20 protein-coding genes are annotated in these 19679 nt (G+C 69.7%); 11 read left to right on the plus strand and 9 right to left on the minus strand.

Annotated elements, in window-relative coordinates:
* Positions 1-54: 54 nt before the first annotated feature.
* From coaE to Ato02nite_RS41055, 4 genes are all read left to right on the plus strand, one after another.
* Complete coding sequence (coaE, locus tag Ato02nite_RS41040) at positions 55-1239, plus strand: dephospho-CoA kinase (RefSeq protein WP_213012101.1); 1185 nt, start codon at positions 55-57, stop codon at positions 1237-1239.
* Positions 1240-1510: 271 nt separating this feature from the next.
* Positions 1511-3625 carry an excinuclease ABC subunit UvrB gene (gene uvrB, locus Ato02nite_RS41045; RefSeq protein ID WP_213012102.1) on the plus strand — a complete coding sequence of 705 codons (2115 nt, stop codon included), beginning with the start codon at positions 1511-1513 and terminating at the stop codon, positions 3623-3625.
* Between the two features lie 23 nt (positions 3626-3648).
* On the plus strand, positions 3649-5010 hold the full coding sequence (locus tag Ato02nite_RS41050; RefSeq protein ID WP_213012103.1) for a GNAT family N-acetyltransferase: 1362 nt from the start codon (positions 3649-3651) through the stop codon (positions 5008-5010).
* Between the two features lie 401 nt (positions 5011-5411).
* Positions 5412-6407, plus strand: a complete 996-nt coding sequence (locus tag Ato02nite_RS41055) for a TerC family protein (protein ID WP_213012104.1) — start codon at positions 5412-5414, stop codon at positions 6405-6407.
* A gap of 113 nt (positions 6408-6520) precedes the next feature.
* On the opposite strand, the gene typA is transcribed toward Ato02nite_RS41055, so the two are convergent.
* The gene (gene typA, locus Ato02nite_RS41060) at positions 6521-8383 is read right to left on the minus strand and encodes a translational GTPase TypA (protein WP_213012105.1); all 1863 of its coding nucleotides are present in this window, start codon (positions 8381-8383) and stop codon (positions 6521-6523) included.
* A gap of 150 nt (positions 8384-8533) precedes the next feature.
* Between typA and Ato02nite_RS41065 the strand changes: the two genes are divergently transcribed.
* Both Ato02nite_RS41065 and Ato02nite_RS41070 read left to right on the plus strand, forming a co-directional pair.
* Complete coding sequence (locus Ato02nite_RS41065; protein ID WP_213012106.1) at positions 8534-9319, plus strand: lytic transglycosylase domain-containing protein; 786 nt, start codon at positions 8534-8536, stop codon at positions 9317-9319.
* A gap of 127 nt (positions 9320-9446) precedes the next feature.
* Positions 9447-9872: an uL11 family ribosomal protein gene (locus tag Ato02nite_RS41070; protein ID WP_213012107.1), complete on the plus strand. Its 426-nt coding sequence runs from the start codon at positions 9447-9449 to the stop codon at positions 9870-9872.
* Positions 9873-9911: 39 nt separating this feature from the next.
* Here Ato02nite_RS41070 and Ato02nite_RS41075 read toward each other — a convergent pair whose 3' ends face one another.
* Positions 9912-10502, minus strand: a complete 591-nt coding sequence (locus tag Ato02nite_RS41075) for an ATP-dependent Clp protease proteolytic subunit (RefSeq protein WP_246608023.1) — start codon at positions 10500-10502, stop codon at positions 9912-9914.
* Positions 10503-10584: 82 nt separating this feature from the next.
* On the opposite strand from Ato02nite_RS41075, the gene Ato02nite_RS41080 reads away from it, so the two are divergent.
* Together Ato02nite_RS41080 and Ato02nite_RS41085 are read left to right on the plus strand one after the other, a co-directional pair.
* On the plus strand, positions 10585-11199 hold the full coding sequence (locus Ato02nite_RS41080) for a cysteine hydrolase family protein (RefSeq protein WP_213012109.1): 615 nt from the start codon (positions 10585-10587) through the stop codon (positions 11197-11199).
* A 23-nt stretch (positions 11200-11222) separates the two neighbouring features.
* Positions 11223-12095, plus strand: a complete 873-nt coding sequence (locus Ato02nite_RS41085; protein ID WP_246608018.1) for a GntR family transcriptional regulator — start codon at positions 11223-11225, stop codon at positions 12093-12095.
* A gap of 62 nt (positions 12096-12157) precedes the next feature.
* Here Ato02nite_RS41085 and Ato02nite_RS41090 read toward each other — a convergent pair whose 3' ends face one another.
* Genes Ato02nite_RS41090 through Ato02nite_RS41100 form a run of 3 tightly spaced genes read right to left on the minus strand, consistent with a single transcriptional unit; the run spans position 12158 to position 14665 of the window.
* Positions 12158-12379: a DUF397 domain-containing protein gene (locus tag Ato02nite_RS41090; protein ID WP_213012110.1), complete on the minus strand. Its 222-nt coding sequence runs from the start codon at positions 12377-12379 to the stop codon at positions 12158-12160.
* A gap of 49 nt (positions 12380-12428) precedes the next feature.
* Entirely contained in the window at positions 12429-13157 is a 729-nt protein-coding gene (locus tag Ato02nite_RS41095) for an aspartate/glutamate racemase family protein (RefSeq protein ID WP_213012111.1), read from the minus strand.
* Positions 13157-14665, minus strand: coding sequence for an NCS1 family nucleobase:cation symporter-1 (locus Ato02nite_RS41100; RefSeq protein ID WP_246608019.1), 1509 nt, complete (start codon positions 14663-14665; stop codon positions 13157-13159). Before Ato02nite_RS41100 ends, Ato02nite_RS41095 begins: the two co-directional genes overlap by 1 nt.
* A gap of 121 nt (positions 14666-14786) precedes the next feature.
* Here Ato02nite_RS41100 and Ato02nite_RS41105 point away from each other — a divergent pair, with 121 nt between their 5' ends.
* The gene (locus Ato02nite_RS41105) at positions 14787-15296 is read left to right on the plus strand and encodes a SigE family RNA polymerase sigma factor (RefSeq protein WP_203807756.1); all 510 of its coding nucleotides are present in this window, start codon (positions 14787-14789) and stop codon (positions 15294-15296) included.
* Positions 15293-15943, plus strand: coding sequence for a hypothetical protein (locus Ato02nite_RS41110; RefSeq protein ID WP_213012112.1), 651 nt, complete (start codon positions 15293-15295; stop codon positions 15941-15943). The genes Ato02nite_RS41105 and Ato02nite_RS41110 overlap by 4 nt, the downstream gene beginning before the upstream one ends.
* On the opposite strand, the gene Ato02nite_RS41115 is transcribed toward Ato02nite_RS41110, so the two are convergent.
* The 4 genes from Ato02nite_RS41115 to Ato02nite_RS41130 all read right to left on the minus strand — a co-directional run bounded on the left by Ato02nite_RS41115 (position 15940) and on the right by Ato02nite_RS41130 (position 18405).
* Complete coding sequence (locus Ato02nite_RS41115; RefSeq protein ID WP_213012113.1) at positions 15940-16542, minus strand: hypothetical protein; 603 nt, start codon at positions 16540-16542, stop codon at positions 15940-15942. The two genes, Ato02nite_RS41110 and Ato02nite_RS41115, sit on opposite strands and share 4 nt — an antisense overlap.
* Positions 16539-16988 carry a SigE family RNA polymerase sigma factor gene (locus tag Ato02nite_RS41120; protein ID WP_246608024.1) on the minus strand — a complete coding sequence of 150 codons (450 nt, stop codon included), beginning with the start codon at positions 16986-16988 and terminating at the stop codon, positions 16539-16541. Before Ato02nite_RS41120 ends, Ato02nite_RS41115 begins: the two co-directional genes overlap by 4 nt.
* 71 nt (positions 16989-17059) lie before the next feature.
* On the minus strand, positions 17060-17707 hold the full coding sequence (locus tag Ato02nite_RS41125; RefSeq protein ID WP_213012149.1) for an MBL fold metallo-hydrolase: 648 nt from the start codon (positions 17705-17707) through the stop codon (positions 17060-17062).
* 2 nt (positions 17708-17709) lie between these two features.
* On the minus strand, positions 17710-18405 hold the full coding sequence (locus tag Ato02nite_RS41130) for a maleylpyruvate isomerase family mycothiol-dependent enzyme (RefSeq protein ID WP_213012148.1): 696 nt from the start codon (positions 18403-18405) through the stop codon (positions 17710-17712).
* A 225-nt stretch (positions 18406-18630) separates the two neighbouring features.
* Between Ato02nite_RS41130 and rsgA the strand changes: the two genes are divergently transcribed.
* Positions 18631-19668 carry a ribosome small subunit-dependent GTPase A gene (rsgA, locus tag Ato02nite_RS41135; protein WP_213012115.1) on the plus strand — a complete coding sequence of 346 codons (1038 nt, stop codon included), beginning with the start codon at positions 18631-18633 and terminating at the stop codon, positions 19666-19668.
* Positions 19669-19679 lie beyond the last annotated feature (11 nt).

The raw sequence follows: 19679 nt of genomic DNA on the forward strand, positions 1-19679 counted from the left end.
CCTTTCGCCGTTCCCGGGCGGGCGCCGGGCGGGCTGACCGGCGATACTTGGCGCGTGCTGAAGGTGGGGCTTACCGGCGGGATCGGTGCGGGCAAGAGCGCGGTCGCGAAGCGGCTGGTCGCCAATGGTGCGGTGCTCGTCGACTCCGACGTGCTGGCCCGCGAGGTCGTGGCGGCGGGCACCTCCGGTCTGGCCGAGGTGGTCGACGCCTTCGGCGCCGGCGTGCTCACGCCCGCCGGCGATCTCGACCGGCCGGCGCTGGGCGCCAGGGTCTTCGGCGACGACGAGGCACGGCGGAAGCTCGAACAGATCATTCACCCACGGGTACGCTCGCGTGCGGTCGAGCTGGCGCATGCTGCCCCGGTCGATGCGATCCTCGTCAACGACGTACCGCTGTTGGTGGAGACCGGGCAGGCACCCTCGTACCATCTGGTGATCGTGGTCGAAGCCGACCGTGACCGGCGCATCCGCCGTCTCGAAGAGACGCGCGGGATGACCGCCGACCAGGCGGCCGCGCGGATCGCCGCGCAGGCCGACGACGAGCAGCGCCGAGCCGCCGCCGACGTCCTGCTGGAGAACAACGGCACCCTCGACGACCTGCACGCCCGAGTCGATCTTCTGGTCCGGGAGCGGCTGCGCCCCTTCGAGGAGCACGTGCGGCTCGGCACGGCCGCCCGGCTGGGCCCGGAACTGCGCCTCGTCGAACCCGACCCGACCTGGCCGGCGCAGGCGGACCGGCTGATCGCCCGGATCCGGCACGCGATCGGCGCCGAGGCGGCCGTGACGCACATCGGATCGACCGCGGTGCCGGGGCTGCCGGCCAAGGACATCATCGACCTCATGCTGGCCGTGCGGACGCTCGACGAGGCGGACGCGCTGGCCGCCCGGCTCGGGCAGGCCGGCTTCCCGCGGCGGTCGGGGGAGTGGTTCGACAACGCGCGCGGGCTGCCCGGCCAGACCTGGCCGAAGCGGCTGCACGGCACCGCCGATCCCGGGCGGCCGGTCCACCTGCACGTGCGGGTCAGCGGGTCGCCCGGCTGGCGTTTCGCCCTGCTCATGCGAGATCACCTGCGAGCCGTGCCGGCCGCGCGAGACGAATACACGGCGGCGAAGGCGGCCTGGGCGGCCGAACACACCGACCGATATGCGTACGGCGAGGCGAAGGAGCCGTGGTTCGACGCGGAGGCACAGGCGGCCGACGACTGGGCGGAGTCGACCGGCTGGTGCCCCGGGCAGTGATGAAAGAAGGGCGCTCGCGGCGGCCGGTCAGCGCATAGCGCGACCACCGCGGGTGCGCGCGCCGGGAGTGCCGGGGCGCAACGACCGCGGGCCGGTCGAGCGGGCCGTGTGGTGGCCCGGTATCGATGCCGGTCGGCCGCCGCGAGCGGCCTACCCGAACAGGTTAGGCGAGGGCCGCAAGCGCGAACAACGGCATTCACCGGGACGGAATGTGCACCCTCCGCACGCCGTCGACCGGAACTTGTCATACCCCCGACGTACCGTTGTGGCCATGGCGTTCGACATCCCATTGCTCGACGGCCGCTTCGAGGTCATCAGCGAATTCCAGCCCGCCGGAGACCAGCCGGCGGCCATCGACGAGCTCGAGCGCCGGGTGCGCCAGGGCGACCGCCACACGGTGCTGCTCGGCGCGACCGGCACCGGCAAGAGCGCGACCACCGCGTGGCTCATCGAGCGGTTGCAGCGCCCCGCGCTCGTGATCGCGCCCAACAAGACGCTCTGCGCGCAGCTGGCCAAGGAGTTCCGCGAGCTGCTGCCCAACAACGCGGTCGAATACTTCGTCAGTTACTACGACTACTACCAGCCCGAGGCTTACATCGCCCAGACCGACACCTACATCGAGAAGGACTCGTCGGTCAACGAGGAGGTCGAGCGGCTGCGGCACTCGGCCACCATGTCGCTGCTGACCCGCCGCGACGTGATCGTCGTGGCGACGGTGAGCGCGATCTACGGCCTCGGCACCCCGCAGGAATATGTGGAGACCGCGGTCAAGCTCAAGGTCGGTCAGGAGACCGACCGCGACAAGCTGCTGCGCCGCCTGGTCGACATCCAGTATTCGCGTAACGACATGGCCTTCCAGCGCGGCACGTTCCGGGTCCGGGGCGACACGCTGGAGATCATCCCGGCCTACGAGGAGCTGGCCATCCGCGTCGAGTTGTTCGGCGACGAGGTGGAAAAGCTGTATTACCTGCACCCGCTCACCGGCGAGGTGGTCCGCGAGGTCGACGAGCTGATCATCTTCCCGGCCACGCACTACGTGGCCGGCGCCGAGCGGATGGAGCGGGCGATCCACGGCATCGAGGCCGAGCTCGAAGAGCGACTGGCCGAGCTCGACCGGCAGGGCAAGCTGCTCGAGGCGCAGCGGTTGCGGATGCGCACGACCTACGACATCGAGATGATGCGGCAGGTCGGCTTCTGCAACGGCATCGAGAACTACTCGATGCACATGGACGGCCGCAGTCCCGGCGAGCCGTCCTACACCCTGCTCGACTACTTCCCCGACGACTTCGTCACGGTCATCGACGAGTCGCACCAGACCATCCCGCAGATCGGCGGGATGTACGAGGGCGACGCGTCGCGGAAGCGGATCCTCATCGAGCACGGCTTCCGGTTGCCGAGCGCGGCCGACAACCGGCCGCTGCGGTTCGACGAGTTCCTCGAGCGGGTCGGTCAGATGGTGTTCCTGTCGGCCACCCCCGGCCCGTGGGAGATGCAGCAGGCCCAGGGCGAGTTCGTCGAGCAGGTCATCCGCCCCACCGGGCTGGTCGACCCGCAGGTGGTGGTCAAGCCGACCAAGGGCCAGATCGACGACCTGATGCACGAGATCCGGTTGCGCACCGAGCGCAACGAGCGGGTCCTGGTCACCACGCTGACCAAGAAGATGTCCGAGGACCTGACCGACTACCTCCTGGAGAACGGCATCCGGGTGCGCTACCTGCACTCCGAGGTGGACACCCTGCGCCGGGTCGAGCTGCTCAAGGAGCTGCGCAAGGGCGACTACGACGTGCTGGTCGGCATCAACCTGCTGCGCGAGGGCCTCGACCTGCCCGAGGTGTCGCTGGTGGCGATCCTCGACGCCGACAAGGAGGGCTTCCTGCGCAGCGGCCGGTCACTCATCCAGACCATCGGCCGGGCCGCGCGAAACGTCTCCGGCGAGGTCCATATGTATGCGGACAAGGTCACCCCGTCGATGCGGGACGCCATCGAGGAGACCGACCGGCGCCGCGACAAGCAGATCGCCCACAACGAGGCCAACGGCATCACCCCGACCGCCCTGCGCAAGAAGATCCACGACATCCTCGACGACATCTACCGCGAGTCGGAGGACACCGAGGCGACGGTCGGCGCGATGGTCGGCGGCGGCGGCCGGCAGGTCTCCCGCGGCAAGGCCCCGGTCCCCGAGACCAGGTCGAAGGCGCGCGCGTCGAACGGCACGGCCCGCGAGGGCATGGCCCGGGCCGAGCTGGCCCAGCTCATCCAGGACCTCAACGACCAGATGCTGGCCGCGGCCCGCGAGCTGCAGTTCGAGCTGGCGGCCCGAATCCGCGACGAGATGTCCGAGCTGAAGAAGGAACTGCGCGGCATGGATATGGCAGGCGTGAAGTAGGAGCTTTCGCTAACCTCGCCCGCGTGACCTCCGCGGACGACCAACCTCGAACAACACCGGACGGCCCCGGCCAGGGCGTGACTGCTTCGGCCGCGTCCGGTCAGGGCGTGGCTGCTTCGGCCGTGCCTGGCCGGGGTGCTTCGGCCGCGCGCGACGAGGCGGCGCCCGCTTCGGCCGTGCCTGGTCAGGGTGTGACTGACGCGGCTGTGGCCGCCTTGGGCGTGACCGGCCAGGCCGGGGTCAGCTCGGCCGGGGCCGATGTGGTCGGGCCGGATCTGATCGGGCTGGCCGAGCGGTGCCTGCGGGCCGACGGTGGCATGCCGCTCGCCGTCGAGCCGTGGTTTCTCCGCCGTCGTTGGGCGGTCCCGGAGGGCGTGACGTTCGGGCTTCGGCAGCCGGTGGACGGGCGGCTGGTGGCGGCCGGGGCGGTGTGCCCCTCGGGAGACGGCGTCATCGTGACCGGGCTGGTTGATCCGGCGGTTCGGGGGCGTGGGCTGGGTGCGCGGGTGCTCGACCACGGACTCTCACTGGCCGGCGGCAAGCCGGTCACCGTCGAGACGGAGTCGTTGACCGAGGCGGGTGCGGCGCTGTTCGCCTCGCGGGGGTTGGTGCAGACGTTCGCCGAGGACGTCATGCGCATCGGGCTGACCGGGCCGTTGCCGGCTACCGCGCGCCCGGGCGAAGTCGATCTCGCCGAAGGACCGGCCGGGTCTGAGCCTGCCGATCGGCCGGGTGTAGCTCAGTCTGCCGCTCAGCAGGGAGGGCGTGAGCTTGCCGGCCGCTCGGGTGTGATTGAGCATCTCGATCGGCCAAGCGCAGCTGAATTTGCCGCTCGGCGGGCAGGGTTTGAGCCTGCTGGCCGGCCGGTTGTAGCTGAGCATGCCCATCAGCCGAATGGGGTTGAGCCTGGTGATCGGCGGAGTGGGGTCGGGCCGGCTGGTTGGCCGGGCGGGGTTGAGCTTTTTGAATGGTCTGGTCGGACGGCGGAGCGGTTTCACCGGGTTTATGTGGGCGCGTTTCGGGATCGGCCTGGGTTTTCGGGGGAGTCGGCCGCCTCGTGGATCGCTGAGCATGACGAGGATGACGAGTTTCGGGCGGCGTGGTCGGTTCTGGTTGCCGATTCCGGTGGGGACGTCGGCTTTGTTACTGCGGCGGTGGGGTGGATCGTGCAGGTCGGGGTGTTGCCCAGGGCGCGCGGGCGCGGACTCGGGGCGGCCCTGGTGCGGGAGTCGCTGGGCCGGATGGCCGCGGCCGGTGGCACCGAGGCTTGGCTCAACGTCAACGTCAACAACCCGGGGGCCGCGGCGCTCTACCGCGGACTCGGATTCGTGGATCGTGGGCGCCGGGCCCGGTTTCAGCGAGCGGCAATTGAGCTAGCCTCCTAGGACGTCTCGCCTGTCCGTGGGCCTGGTCACCCCGTCAACCCTCGATAGCGTGCCGTATTACCTGGTCAATCGGCGGCAGCAGGGAACTCTGTATAGCTGCGAAGTCCCGAGTAGGCGTTACGCTGGCGGTAGGAACATGTTCGGGAGGGCGGTTCGGCCGAGAGGCTGGACACGATTCCCGGGGTGCCCTGCCGTTGCGTCTCGTCATGAGACACAATGGCTGCCGTAGGAGGGGAGTATTCCCTCGTGCCGGTCTCGTCAACACGGAATGCCCTTACGGGCTACCCGGGGCCGGCGGTCGCTCCAGGGCGGCGGAAGAGACCTCCGACAGCCGTACCGTCGCTGCGCCCGCTCAAGTGGGTGCGGGGTCGCACCGTGTCTGCCGGAGGTCCTCGTTGTCTGTGTCCGCCTGGGTGTGGATTGCCACACTGGTCGCCCTCATCGCCGTTCTCGCCGTTGATCTGCTGATCATCGGCCGGCGGCCGCATGAGCCCTCCGTGAAGGAGTCCGGTGGGTGGGTGGCCCTGTATGTCGGGCTGGCGGTCGTCTTCGGGATCGGTGTCTGGATCACCGCGGGTGGGCGGTACGCGGGTGAGTTCTACACGGGGTGGCTGACCGAGTACTCGCTGTCCGTGGACAACCTCTTCGTCTTCGTGATCATCATGGCCCGGTTCTCCGTGCCCCGGCAGTTCCAGCAGAAGGTGCTGCTCATCGGCATCGTGCTGGCGCTGGTGATGCGCGGCCTGTTCATCGCGGCCGGTGCCGCCCTCATCGCCCAGTTCTCGTGGGTCTTCTACATCTTCGGCGCGTTCCTCGTCTACACGGCGATCAACCTGCTGAAGGAGGGGGAGAACGACGCGGACGACTTCAACGAGAACGTTCTGATCCGGTGGGCCAAGAAGGTGCTGCCGGTGTCGAACTCGTTCGGTGACGGCCGGATGATGACGGTCACGTCGGTGGGGAAGCGGATGTTCACGCCGCTGCTGATCGTGACGATCGCGATCGGCACCACCGATCTGCTGTTCGCCCTGGACTCGATCCCGGCGATCTTCGGCATCACCAAGGAGCCCTACCTGGTCTTCACGGCGAACATCTTCGCCCTGATGGGCCTGCGCCAGCTCTACTTCCTGCTGGGTGGCCTGCTGGAACGCCTGGTGTACCTGAACTACGGCCTGGCCGCGGTGCTGGCCTTCATCGGTGTGAAGCTGTTCCTCGAGGCCCTGCACACCAACAGCCTGCCGTTCATCAACGGTGGCGAGGGCGTGCACTGGGCGCCGGAGATCCCGATCTGGCTGTCGCTGCTGGTCATCATCGGCACGCTCGGCATCGCGACCGTCGCCAGCCTGGTGAAATCGTCCCGGGACCGCAAGCGCGCGTTAGTCGACTCGAAAGCCTAGAAACGCACACCGCCCGATGGTCGCGCTGGGAAGCGCGACCACCGGGCGGGCGGCGTTGTGGCGGCGGTGCCCCACCGTGCGGTTGGGGCACCCCTACGGCGTACCGATAATTGTTACTGGTGTTTGCGGCGGGCCGCGGCCCGGCCTCGGGTCTGCTGGTCGAGGACGACCTTGCGGATGCGGACCGCGGCCGGGGTGACCTCGACGCACTCGTCCTCGCGGCAGAACTCGAGGGCCTGCTCCAGCGACAGCTTGCGCGGCGGGATCAGTTTCTCGGTCTCGTCGGAGGTCGACTGACGCATGTTCGTCAGCTTCTTCTCCTTGGTGATGTTGACGTCCATGTCGTCCTGGCGCGAGTTCTCACCGACGATCATGCCTTCGTAGACCTCGGTGGTCGGCTCGACGAAGAGCTGGCCGCGCTCCTGGAGGTTGGTCATCGCGAACGCGGTGACCACGCCGGCCCGGTCGGCGACCAGGGAGCCGTTGCTGCGGGTGCGCAGCTCGCCGAACCAGGGCTCGTAGTCCTCGAAGAGGTGGTGCATGATGCCGGTGCCGCGGGTCTCGGTGAGGAACTCGGTGCGGAAGCCGATCAGGCCGCGCGCCGGGACCAGCCACTCCATGCGCAGCCAGCCGGTGCCGTGGTTGATCAGCTCTTCCATCCGGCCCTTGCGGGTCGACAGCAGGGTGGTGATGGCGCCCATGTATTCGTCCGGGGCGTCGATCGTGAGGCGCTCTACCGGCTCGTGGATCTTGCCGTCGATGGTCTTCGTGACCACCTGCGGCTTGCCCACGGTGAGTTCGTAGGACTCGCGGCGCATCTGCTCGACCAGGATGGCCAGGGCGAGCTCGCCGCGGCCCTGGACCTCCCAGGCGTCGGGGCGCTCGGTCGGGAGAACCCGCAGCGAGACGTTACCGACCAGTTCGCGGTCGAGGCGGTCCTTGACCATGCGGGCCGTGACCTTGCCGCCCTTGACCTTGCCGACCAGGGGCGACGTGTTGGTGCCGAGGACCATCGAGATGGCCGGCTCGTCGACGGTGATCAGCGGCAGGGGGATCGGATTTTCCGCGTCGGCCAGCGTCTCGCCGATCATGATGTCGGAGATGCCGGCGATGGCCATGATGTCGCCGGGGCCGGCGCTCTCGGCCGGCTTGCGCTCGAGACCCTCGGTGATGAGCAGCTCGGAGATGCGGACGTTGCTGACCGTGCCGTCGGTCTTGCACCAAGCCACGGTCTGGCCCTTGCGGATCGTGCCCTCGTGCACGCGGCAGAGCGCGAGCCGGCCCAGGAAGTTGGACGAGTCGAGGTTGACGACGTGGGCCTGGAGCGGGGCGCCCTCGGTGTAGGTCGGGGCCGGGATCGTCTCGAGGATCGTCTTGAACAGGACCGACAGGTCGGTGGCGTCCTCGGGGACGGTGCCGTCCTTGGGCATGTTCAGCGAGGCGATGCCGTCGCGGGCACACGCGTAGACGATCGGGAACTCGATCTGGTGCTCGTCGGCGTCGAGGTCGAGGAAGAGCTCGTAGGTCTCGTCGACGACCTCTTTGATCCGGGCGTCGGGACGGTCGACCTTGTTGATGATCAGGATGATCGGGAGCTTGGCGTGCAGCGCCTTGCGCAGCACGAAGCGGGTCTGCGGGAGCGGGCCCTCGGAGGCGTCGACCAGCAGGGCGACGCCGTCGACCATGGTGAGGCCGCGCTCGACCTCACCGCCGAAGTCGGCGTGACCCGGGGTGTCGATGATGTTGATGGTGACCGGGCCACCCTCGGCGGGCTGATAGCTGATCGCCGTGTTCTTGGCGAGAATGGTGATGCCCTTTTCCCGCTCCAGGTCCATGGAGTCCATGGCGCGGTCGGCCATCTCGCCACGCGCGTGGGACTGGCTCCCCTGGCGCAGCATGGCGTCGACCAGGGTGGTTTTGCCATGGTCGACGTGAGCGATGATGGCGACGTTGCGTAGGTCGGTGCGGGTCTGCATAGCTCTATTGTCCCCGGTCTTGGTTGCTGGGGTGGGTCCGGGGTGTGACCGCGGAACTCGGGTTGTTTGTCCGTAATCGCCGGGCAGCGGATCTTGGGTGGGGGCTGTTAGCGTTCGTCGGCGGCGGGTTCACGGGGAAGGTGGTCGTCGATGACGCATCGATGGAAAGTGCTTGCGGCGGTGGTCGCCTTGATCGTCGCGGCCGGGTGCGGGCTGACCGGCAACAAGGATGACGATGTGGCCGCGGCCGTGACGCCGTCCGCCGAGCCGACCTTCGACCTGGAAACCGAGTCACCGACGCCGGAGCCGGAGCCGACGACGCCGTCACCCACGCCGACAAAGAAGAAGAAGCCGAAGACGGCCGAGCCGACCCAGCCGGCGTTCTGGAGCCAGCTTCCCGACTGCGCGCACTACGACAAGACCAAGGCCGTGCCGAAGGGCACGATCAAGGTCGCGCTGAAGGCGGCCGCCGGGCGCACCTACTGGAACACCGAGGCGCCCCAGCTCAAGCTCAACTATCCGCTGCTCAAGGCGGTGGCCTGGCAGGAGAGCGGCTGGCAGAGCAACATCCACAACTGTGACGGCGGGGCCGGGGTCATGCAGGTCATGCCGGCCACGGTGGAGATGATCAACCAGCGGTTCGGGCTGGCCTACAACCCGGCGTTGTTCCAGGACAACGCTTACGTGGGAGCCAACTACGTGGCGTGGCTGACCAAGTGGGCCGGCGACAAGTACTTCCCGGGCGCCAACTACAACCTGAGCGCGAGCAAGTGCAAGACGCATTCGTCGTGGTGCCTGCTCAACGTGGTGATCTCGGGCTACAACGCGGGCCAGGGCGGCATCGAAGCGGCCGCGGAGAGCAAGACGTTGCCCAACCCGGAGTACGTGGCGGCGGTCCGCTCGTTGATGACCCGGTGCCAGTGCGATAAGTACTGAGCCGCCGAGCTACACTTTTTGTCGTGCGCCCGGGGCCTGTAGTAGGGTCCTCGGGTTAGTCGTGTGTTGATGATGCTGGCGAGCTGCACTTTCAAAGCTTGCAGCTCACCCTAAGGAGCCCTACGCAATGCCGCCCAAGAAAAAGACCCATGAGGTAACCCTCGCGCTTGAGGCGGGTAACGCCGCGATGGTCGACCTCGGCAAGATGCTTGGTCCGACCGGGGCCAACATGCGGGCCGTGAAGGTGGAGTACGACGAGGCCACCTCGAAGAACCGGGGCGAGATCATCCCGGTCGTCGTGTCCGTCTACGAGGACCGCAGCCACACGCTGGTCTACAAGACGCCGCCGACCAGCTTCCTGATCCGCAAGGCTCTGGGGATCCAGTCCGGCGCGTCCAACCCGCTGACCCAGACCGTCGGCACCCTGAGCACCACCCAGGTCAAGGAGATCGCCGAGCGCAAGCTCCCCGACCTGAACGCGAACGACGTCGACGCCGCGATCCAGATCGTGGCCGGCACCGCCCGCTCGATGGGTGTCAAGGTCGCGCAGTAGCTTTTGCGAAAGCCCCCGGGGTCGACCCCGGGGGCTTTTTCATGCCTTGCCGACGATCTCGTCGATCAGGCCGTACTCCACGGCCTCCTGGGCGCTGAGGATGCGGCCCGAGGACAGGTCGTCCTCGATCCGGCTGCGGGGCTGGCCGGTTACCTCGACCAGGCGCAGCACGATCTCCTCCAGCTCACGCAGGTGCTGGCCGGCGGCCCGGGTCACCTCGTCGGCGGTGCCGGTGACCCCGGCGGCGCGCGGCTCGGTCAGCTTGAACCGGGCGTGCCGGTAGGCGGTGCGCTTGTCGGCGGCGGCGAGCACGGCCACCACCGCGCCGGCCGCCTGCGCGGTGACCAGGGCATGCACCGGGGCGGTCATCGTGTCGATCACGTCGATGACGGTGAGCGCGGCGCTCAGGTCGCCGCCGTCGCCGGCCACGTGCAGCTGGACCGGGGCGGGGCCGGCCGCGTCGAGGGTGAGCAGGGCCGCCGAGATGCCGGTGGCGGCCTCGTTGCTGAGATGGCCGCGGATCATGACGATGCGCTGGTCGAATAGCCGTTCCTCGAGCCAGGCGGGCAGGCCGGGGCCCGGCACGGGCTCGTTCTGCGGGGGCCGGCCCCAACTCGGATCGTGCCGCATCTCCACGCCGGCCTCCTGGTCTTTGCCCTCGTGGAGAGCCTAGCCTGGCGAGAAGAGTGACGAGGGCCACAGGAGGCGTGCGATGGCGGAGACGCTGCAGTTCGATCCGGCGAGGACGGCGGTCGTGCTGATCGAGTTCCAGAACGAGTTCACCACCGAGGGCGGCGTGCTGCACGGCGCGGTGGCGCCGGTGATGGACAAGACCGGCATGCTGGCCAAGACGGTGGCGCTGGTGGCGGCGGCCCGGGCGGCCGGGGTGACCATCATGCACGCGCCGATCACGTTCGCCCCCGGGTTCGGGGAGCTGACCCGCCATCCGTACGGGATCCTCAAGGGCGTCGTGGACGGTAACGCGTTCGTTAAGGGCACCTGGGGCGCGGCGATCGTCGACCAGCTCACCCCGGCCGACGGCGACATCGTCATCGAGGGCAAGCGGGGGCTGGACACGTTCGCCAGCACCAACCTCGACTTCATCCTGCGCAGCAAGGGCATCGAGACGGTCATCCTGGGCGGGTTCCTGACCAACTGCTGTGTCGAGTCCACGATGCGCAGCGCCTACGAGAACGGGTACCGCGTCATCACCCTCACCGACTGCATGGCGGCGACGTCACCGGAGGAACACGACAACGCGATCGCCTACGACTTCCCGATGTTCTCGATTCCGGTCGAGTCCGCCGCCGTCGTAGCGGCGCTGTAACCGGAGCGGTTTAGGGTCCGGGCATGTCAGGTCCTCGCCGCCGGTCGATTCTGATCTCGCGGCTGGGCGGGCGTCCGCTCGGTGGCGTTCTGGACGAGCTGCGCGGCATCATCCTGGACGGGGAGGTGCCGCCCGGCTCGGCAATACCGGTCGACGCGGTGGCGGCCGCGTTCGGGGTGAGCCGCATACCCGTACGCGAAGCCCTGATGACCTTGATCGGCGAGGGGCTGGTCGATCACCGGCCGAACGGCGGTTACCGGGTGGCGACCATGACCGCGGCCGAGTTCACCGAGATCTACCTGGTGCGGGAGGCGCTCGAGACGGCCGCGCTGCGGGCCGCCGTCGAGCTGGCCGGCGAGGACGACGACCGGCAGGCGCTGGCCGCGCTCGGTGCGCTGGACGCGGCGATCAGCGCCTACGACGGGCGGCTCTACCACCGGGAGAGCCGCCGTTTCCACCTGGCGCTGCTGCGGCCGTGCCGGATGCGCCGGCTGTTGCACATGCTCGACGCCGCCTGGAACATGACCGAGCCGCTGCAGCCGATGACGCACCTCGACGGCGAGAGACGAGCGCTGCTGCACGCCGATCACGCCGGCATGCTGGCCGCGTTCCGGGCCCGCGACGCCGAGGCACTCACGGCGGTGTTCGCCGAGCATCACCACCGGCTGCAGACGGCGATCGGTGCGTTGCCGCACGACACCGGGCTCTTCGAGCCCGCCGAGAATCAGGCCGGTTCGGGTACGCCGTCCGGGTCCGGGCCCGGGATGGGTACGCCGATCGGGTCCGGGTCGGGGCCCATCGGTTCGACCCGGGCCGGTGGCAGGGTCTCCGGGGTGTCCGGGGAGAGTTCACCCGGGTCGTCGGGGATCGGGGCGCCAGGATCGAGCGGTGGGTAACGATCTGGATCAGGCATGCCCCGCTCTTACCCTCGGTCCGAGTTGGCAAAACGGGCAAATGCCTAGGTGTCGAACTCACCGTCCTTCACGCCGGCCACGAACGCGTCCACCTCGGCCGGCGTGAAGAACAGGATCGGGCCGTCCGGCTCGCGCGAGTCACGCACCGCCCACCCGCCGTCCGGCAGCAGGGCCACCTCGACGCTGTTGCCGTCGCCGCCCTGGTCGGTGGTTCGCCAGTCGGCGGTGTGCCGGTCGAACCGTTCCTGGTATCCCTTGACGCTCACCCGTCCATCGTGCAGGTTGACCGCCACCGATGTCGCCCACCTTGTCCGGTTAAAGACCAAAGGGCAACAGCATTCCGGTGTACGGCTTGGCCGGTGGCGAGGCGTATTCGCCGCGCCGGGACGTCGTCACCGACATCGTGACCAAGGCCTGGACGAGCAGCGTGGCGGCGGCGACCCCGTCGATGACCGGCACGCCGAGCTCGGCGGTGGCGGCCGCGCACAGGTCCGCCATCCCCGCGCAGCCCAGCACGATCACGTCGGAGCCGTCCCGCTCCAGCGCGACCCGGGCCAGCCCCACCACCCGCTTCAGGACGGTGGGGTCGCTCTCCAGGGCCAGCACCGGGATGTCGCAGGCGTACACCCCGCGGCAGGCCCCGGCCGGGGCATAACGAGCGGCCAGGTCCAGTGCCCGGCCGCGGGTCCGGTCCAGCGTGGTCACCACGCTGAACCCCCGGCCGACCAGCGTCGCCGCGTGCATGGCGGCCTCGGCGATGCCGACCACCGGGCCGTTCGCCAGTTCCCGGGCGGCGTCCAGGCCGGGATCGCCGAAGCAGGCCACTACGTACCCGTCGATGCCGTCCCGTTCACCCTGCGCGACCGCCGCGAGCAGGCCGGGCACCGCCAGTGCCTCGTCGTAATGGCTTTCGATCGACGCCGGGCCCATCGGCGCGGTGACCGCGTCCAGGGTGACGCCCGGGCCGGTCACGGCCCGGGCGGTCACCTCGATCAGTGCGGTCATCGACTCCGTGGTGTTGGGGTTGACGACCCGGATGTGCATCAGACCGGCTCTTCCACCCGGCTGCGGACGGTCAGTGCGAGATAGACCAGGAAGCCGAGGCCCATGCCGATGAACCAGCTGTACTGGGCGATGGTGTGCATGTGCGGGCCGCCGGTCCACAGCACCGGGATCATCGCGACGACCGCGCCGACCGCGGTGGCGATGACGGCCGCCGGGTTGACGCCCTTGCGGTAGTAGTACCGGCCGGTCGGCTTCATCGTGAACAGGTCGTCGACCTCGACCTGCTGCTTGCGGACCAGGTAGTAGTCGGCGATCAGCACCCCGAACAGCGGGCCGATGAAGGCGCCCAGGGTTTCCAGCGTGTAGTGGATGACGTCCGGGTTGTTGTAGAGGTTCCACGGCGTGATCAGCACCGAGCCGACCGCGGCGATCATGCCGCCGGCCCGCCAGCTGATCCGCTGCGGCGAGACGTTGGAGAAGTCGAACGCCGGGGAGATGAAGTTGGCCACGATGTTGATGCCGATCGTGGCGATCGCGAACGTCAGCGCGCCCAGCACGATCGCGAAGGTGCTGTCGATCCGGGCCACCGTGGTGACCGGGTCGGTGATCAGCTCGCCGAAGACCGGGATGGTCAGCGACGCGGTCACCACCACCAGGATCGAGAACATCAGGAAGTTCAGCGGCAGCCCGAGCAGATTGCCGGTCTTGACCGCCTTGAACGACTTGCCGTAACGGGAGAAGTCGCCGAAGTTCAGCATCGGCCCGGAGAAGTACGAGACGACCAGGGCGATCGCCCCCAGCATGATCGGCAGGGCGTCCCAGCCGTGGTACTTCACGTCGCCCAGCGACAGGTTGATCGAACCCCAGCCCGCCTTGTAGATGAGGTAACCGGCGAGCAGGAACATCACGACGTAGACGGCCGGGCCGCAGAAGTCGATGAACCGGCGGATCGTCTCCATGCCGGTCCAGAACACCGCGGCCTGCAGCACCCACAGGATCGCGTAGGTGCACCAGCCGAGCGTCGGCAGACCCAGGAAGCCGTGCAGGTCGACATCCGCGTACGGCGCGAGTGACGGCCACAGCTTCAGAACGACGACATCAAGGGCGGCCGAGGCGAGGTACGTCTGGATGCCGTACCAGGCCACCGCGATAGCGCCCCGGATGATCGCCGGCACGTTCGCGCCGAGCACCCCGAACGCCGCCCGGTTGATCACCGGGTAGGGCACCCCGGTCTGCTGCGACGGCTTGGCCACCAGGTTGCAGAAGAAGTAGACGATCGTGATTCCCACGACCAGCGAGACCAGCACCTGCCAGCTGGACAGGCCCAGGGCGAACAGGCTGCCCGCCGTCACGTACCCGCCGACGCTGTGCACGTCGGACATCCAGAACGCGAAGATGTTGTAGGAACCCCAGTGCTGATCCTTCAGCGGTGCGAGGTCTTCGTTGGTGAGCCGGAGGTCGTACTCCGGCTTGATGACGCCGCTGCCGACCGGCATGCCGGCGGCTTCGACCAGGTCCTGTGGCGTGCTCGAGGTGATGTCGGCCATGCGAACACGCTAGGTAGCCGCTGTTTCACCGGGATTTGCGGAACTGTATATCTTCGCGCCCATGCAACCGATCCCGGCTGCCGGTCGTCATGGGGCTGTGAGAGCGAAGGAGGGCACGTGAATGACAGAGCGTGACGAGCAGTTCCACAGCTTCGTGCTTGAGAAGCGCGCCGGGTTGGTGCGTACGGCGACTTTGCTGACGGCGGGTGACGGACATCTGGCCGAGGATCTGGTCCAAGCCACCCTGACCAAGCTTTATGTCGCCTGGCCGGCGTTCCGGCGCGCGGACAACCCGGACGGTTATCTGCGCCGCACCCTGGTGAACGCCCTTACCGACGAGAAGCGTCGGTGGTGGCGCCGCCACGAACGGCCGGTGGCCGAGCTGCCGGACCGCCCGCACGCCGCGTCGACGGACCCGGACGACCGCACCGACGGGCTGCGTGCCGCGTTGGGCGAGCTGCCGCCGAAGATGCGGGCCGCGCTGGTGTTCCGCTACTTCTACGACCTGGACGTCGCCGACACCGCCGACGCCCTCGGATGTTCCGAAGGCACGGTGAAGAGCCAGACCGCCCGGGCCCTCGACCGGCTCCGGGCGGTCATGAACCTTCCCCTGACAGGAGTGATCCGATGATGGATCTGCACCACCGTCTGTCCCAGATCGCCGGGCCGTCCGGCGCACCCTCGGCCGAGCAGGCGGACGCCGACCTCACCCGCGGCAAGCGGGCCCTGCGCCGCCGCCGCGCGTTCCAGGGAGCGGGTGCCTCGGTCTTCGCCGTGGCCGCGCTCGCCGCCGTGGTCGCCTACGGCACGACCAACCAGGCCACCGCGCCGACCACCGAGGCCGCCCCGGCCGGGACATCGACCGTGAGCACCGCCAAGCTCGTCGCCTACCACGGTGAGCAGCCCAAGGGCTTCACGATCGACAAGGTGCCGGCCGGCTGGGAGCTGCAGGGCGTCAGCGAATCGGTGCTGACGATCGCCCCGACCGGCTTCAAGGACAAGGACGTCAACAGCTTCGTCGGCAAGATCGCCGTGATGCTGCAGTCGAAGGACGACAAGAGCACCCCGACCGGCACGACCGTGACGGTCGCCGGCAAGCCGGGCGTGATCAACACACCCACCGACGGCGGCGACACCCGCAACCTCTGGGTGCAGCAGCCCGACGGGATCTGGCTGCTGGCGCAGATCTGGGACGCGAGCGGCTGGACCACCGACGACATCGTCGAATTCGGCGCGGGCCTGCACGTCCTGCCGGGCGCGGTCCAGGGCGTCGGCTAACGGGTGATCCCGCGCGCGACCGACTCGACCTCGGCCGCCGGGAACGCCGCGTTGGCCTCCACGGTGATCACCGCCCCTTCCGGGGTGGTGATCACCGCCGTGTAGGTGGTGACCTCGCTGCCGGTGTAGGTCAGCAGCTCGGCGTCGCCGGCCGGGACGGCGAACGTGCGCACCGTCTCGTTCGCGCCGGCCGCCCAGTCGCGCACCTGCTCGGTGGTGGCGCCGGTCTCCGGCCGCAGGACGGTCACCCACATCCCGATGCCGGTGCCCCGGTCGAAGCGGCGGCTGGCGATGCCGATGCCGGGCTCGCCGGCGGTAACGTCCTCGCTGGTCAGGCCCCGCCGCGAGGTGCTGTCCGGGCCGGTGCGGGTGACTCCGTCGGGCAGCCAGGTGATCTGAAAGCCGTCCAGCACCTGCCCGATCGCGGGCGCGACGACCGCCGGACGTGGATCGTTCGTGCCCCGCACCGCGAGCGTGAGGCCGCCGGCCGCGAGCAGCACCGCCGCGCCCGCCGCGGCCCGGCGCAGCAGACGGCGCCGCCGGACACCCCGGCTGACGTTCCGCACGAAATGGTCGGTGACCGGAATATCCCAGCTCATCGGGATCCCTCCTGGGCGCGCAGGGCCGCGAGGCCCCGGGACACCTGCGAACGGACGGTCTGCGGACTGCACCCGAGCAGCTCACCGATCTGCTCGTCCGGCAGATCCAGGACGTAGCGCAGGGCGACCGCGGCCCGCTGCTTGGGCGGCAGGGCGGCGAGCAGATCCCGTACGCCGTCGAAGGCGTCCACGGCCGCGAACCCGGCGTCCTCCCCGGGCCGATCGGGCACCGCCGCGACCGGGATGTCGCCGCGGCGCCGGCGCTTGTTGAGGAAGAGGTTGAGCAGCGTGCGCTGGGCGTAGCCGACCGGGTTGCCGTCCCGCCGCACCCGCGACCAGGCCAGGCCGACCCGGATCAGGGCCTCCTGGGCCAGATCCTCGGCCTCGGCGCGGTGCAGGGTGAGGACGTGCGCGAAGCGGAGCAGCCCGGGACTGACCTCGCGCACGTAGGCCTCGAAGTCGGCACCCGGGAATCGGCTCACATGCTGATTACACGGGCGGTACCGAATCTGTTGCATCACCAGCCGCGTTCGCGCCACTCCGCGAGGTGCGGGCGCTCGTTGCCGAGGGTGGAGTCCTTGCCGTGGCCCGGGTAGAACCAGGTGTCGTCGGGGAGCCGGTCGAACAGCTTGTGCTCGACGTCGTCGATCAGCGAGGCGAACCGGGCCGGGTCCTTCTGGGTGTTGCCGACGCCGCCCGGGAAGAGGGAGTCGCCGGTCCACAGGTGGCCGTGGCCGTTCGGGTCGCGGTAGAGCAGGGCGATCGAGCCGGGCGTGTGGCCCACGATGTGGATCACCTCGAGCTCGCACTCACCGACCGCGACCTTGTCACCGTCGGCCAGGGTGCCGGTGACCACCGGGATCTCGGCCGCGTCGTCGGCGTGCGCGAGGGACCGGGCGCCGGTCGCCTCGACCACCGCGGACAGGGCCTGCCAGTGGTCGCCGTGCCGGTGGGTGGTGACCACAGTGCTCAGCCCGGCCGGGCCGATCAGCTCCAGCAGGGCCGGCGCGTCGTTCGCGGCGTCGATCAGCACCTGCTCGTCGCCGCAGCGCAGCAGGTAGGCGTTGTTGTCCATCGGGCCGACCGAGATCTTCGTGACGGTCAGGTGGTCGAGGGTGCGGGTGGCGGGGACGCCGCCCCGGGTCACGTCGCCGGTGTAGGCCACGGTCATTTCCACCTTCCGGGAGCGGGGAGCTGGCCGTCCGGCGAGACGGTCAGGTCGGCGCCGTCACCACGGCCGGACAGCCAGGCGGCGATCGACTTGGTGGGGCCGCCGATCACCGGCGGGTCGGCGGCGTCGCCGATGGTCAGGGCGTGCTCGAGGCCGAACGGCCGCAGCACCATGGCCGGACCGTCCAGGCCGGTGACCAGCTCCTTGAGCAGGCGCTGCGCGAACGCGTCGGACCAGTCGGCCGGTGTGTAGGACAGGGCCAGATCGACGTGGTGGACCTCGACCTCGCGCAGCCGCGCCCACGGCACCACGGCGGCCGGCGCCTTGAGGAAATCGAGGTGGACCGTCCACGCCTCGGCCGGCATGGCGGCGCCCGCGTCGGCGAACCGCTCGTGCGACTCGCGGATGTCGGCGATCTGCTCGCGCAGCGGCCGGGTCGCCCCGGCCTCGATGTCGGCGCCCCGCTGGCCCGGCGCGTAGCCCTCGGCGGGGGAGCCGGTGCGGGCGCCGGTGAGCAGCCGGGTGTACGCGTCGGCGTTGCGGGCGACGTGGGTCAGCACGTGCCCCACCGTCCAGCCGGGCAGCAGCGACGGCTGCGAGATCACCGTGGGGTCGAGGTCCGACGCCGTCCGGACCAGCGAATCCGTGGCGCGGTCGACGTCGGTGAGCAGAACGAGCGGGTCCATGGTCATGAGCGACTGCACCGAGCGCAGCGAGGGCCAGGAGAGCATGACAAAGATGTCGCGGTCACGCGGCCAACCCTATCGGCCCGGAATTCGCTTTCGCTGGTGTAGTGGCCGTCGTACCGTCGGTGGCAGACGCGCCGATCGACCCGCGGGGAGGTGAGGAACGTGCTCTTCGACCGTGATGCGTCCCTTCACCCGGAGGCCCGGCCTCCCCTCCCGTAAAGGGTTCCCATGTCGCACGCCCTGTCCCACCTCGGGTGGGACGACACCTTCGCATCCTCGTATCGTCCCTTCGACCGCCCCGACGCCGCGCCGGCCCGGGTGCTGCGCGCCGACCGCGGCGTCTGCACCGTGCTCGGGGAGAACGGCGTCACCCGGGCCACCCTGGCCGGCAGTGTGCTGCTCGGCGCCGCGCAGGACCCGGTCAACCTGCCCTGCGCCGGCGACTGGGTGGTGACCCGCCGCTGGCCCGACCGCCGGGTGACGATCGAGCTGGTGCTGCCCCGGCGCACCGCGTTGATCCGCCGCACCTCGGACAAGGACGCCACCGGCCAGCTGCTGGCCGCCAATATGGACACCGTCGCCGTGGTCGAACCGATCCACCCCGAACCGGACGACGCCCGGATCGAGCGGCTGCTCGCCCTGGCCTGGGAATCGGGGGCGAAACCGCTGCTCATCCTGAGCAAGAGCGACACCTCACGCGATCCGGACGCGGTGGCCCGGCAGCTCGCCGAGCTCGCGCCGGGCGTGCCGGTGGTCGCGGTCAGCACGCGCGGCCGGGCCGGCGTCGAGAAACTCCGGCCGTACGTGGCCGACGGCCGCACCCTGGCCCTGCTGGGCCGTTCCGGGGCCGGCAAGTCGACCCTGGTCAACGCCCTGACCGGGACGGCCGTGATGCCGGTGCAGGCGACCCGGGACGCCGACGGCAAGGGCCGGCACACCACTGCCTACCGCAACCTCGTCCCACTGCCCGGCGGCGGCGCGGTCCTCGACACCCCGGGCATCCGGGGCGTCGGCCTGCTCGACACGGCCGACGGGCTCGACCGGGCCTTCGCCGACATCGCCGAGCTGGCCGCGCACTGCCGGTTCGGCGACTGCCGGCACGGCGCCGAACCGGGCTGCGCGGTCGCCGCCGCCCTCGCCAACGGCTCGCTCGCCCCGCGCCGGCTGGCCAGCTGGCGCAAGCTGCACCACGAGGTCGAGGTGGAGAGCGCCCGCCGGCAGGCCCGCCTGACCGCGGCCGCCGGTCAACGCCGACGCCGGAGCTGACCGGCTGGTCT

This window comes from Paractinoplanes toevensis (assembly GCF_018332695.1).
GTDB lineage: Bacteria > Actinomycetota > Actinomycetes > Mycobacteriales > Micromonosporaceae > Actinoplanes > Actinoplanes toevensis.

Excerpts from the sequence above, each read along its gene's own strand:
- Ato02nite_RS41115 (WP_213012113.1), bottom strand. The coding sequence starts at position 16,542 with ATGAGCTGGGATATTCCGGTCACCGACCATTTCGTGCGGAACGTCAGC.
- Ato02nite_RS41105 (WP_203807756.1), top strand. The coding sequence starts at position 14,787 with ATGACAGAGCGTGACGAGCAGTTCCACAGCTTCGTGCTTGAGAAGCGC.
- Ato02nite_RS41075 (WP_246608023.1), bottom strand. The coding sequence starts at position 10,502 with ATGCGGCACGATCCGAGTTGGGGCCGGCCCCCGCAGAACGAGCCCGTG.
- uvrB (WP_213012102.1), top strand. The coding sequence starts at position 1,511 with ATGGCGTTCGACATCCCATTGCTCGACGGCCGCTTCGAGGTCATCAGC.
- Ato02nite_RS41130 (WP_213012148.1), bottom strand. The coding sequence starts at position 18,405 with ATGACCATGGACCCGCTCGTTCTGCTCACCGACGTCGACCGCGCCACG.
- Ato02nite_RS41065 (WP_213012106.1), top strand. The coding sequence starts at position 8,534 with ATGACGCATCGATGGAAAGTGCTTGCGGCGGTGGTCGCCTTGATCGTC.
- Ato02nite_RS41110 (WP_213012112.1), top strand. The coding sequence starts at position 15,293 with ATGATGGATCTGCACCACCGTCTGTCCCAGATCGCCGGGCCGTCCGGC.
- Ato02nite_RS41095 (WP_213012111.1), bottom strand. The coding sequence starts at position 13,157 with ATGCACATCCGGGTCGTCAACCCCAACACCACGGAGTCGATGACCGCA.
- rsgA (WP_213012115.1), top strand. The coding sequence starts at position 18,631 with ATGTCGCACGCCCTGTCCCACCTCGGGTGGGACGACACCTTCGCATCC.
- Ato02nite_RS41070 (WP_213012107.1), top strand. The coding sequence starts at position 9,447 with ATGCCGCCCAAGAAAAAGACCCATGAGGTAACCCTCGCGCTTGAGGCG.
- Ato02nite_RS41080 (WP_213012109.1), top strand. The coding sequence starts at position 10,585 with ATGGCGGAGACGCTGCAGTTCGATCCGGCGAGGACGGCGGTCGTGCTG.
- Ato02nite_RS41100 (WP_246608019.1), bottom strand. The coding sequence starts at position 14,665 with ATGGCCGACATCACCTCGAGCACGCCACAGGACCTGGTCGAAGCCGCC.
- typA (WP_213012105.1), bottom strand. The coding sequence starts at position 8,383 with ATGCAGACCCGCACCGACCTACGCAACGTCGCCATCATCGCTCACGTC.
- Ato02nite_RS41085 (WP_246608018.1), top strand. The coding sequence starts at position 11,223 with ATGTCAGGTCCTCGCCGCCGGTCGATTCTGATCTCGCGGCTGGGCGGG.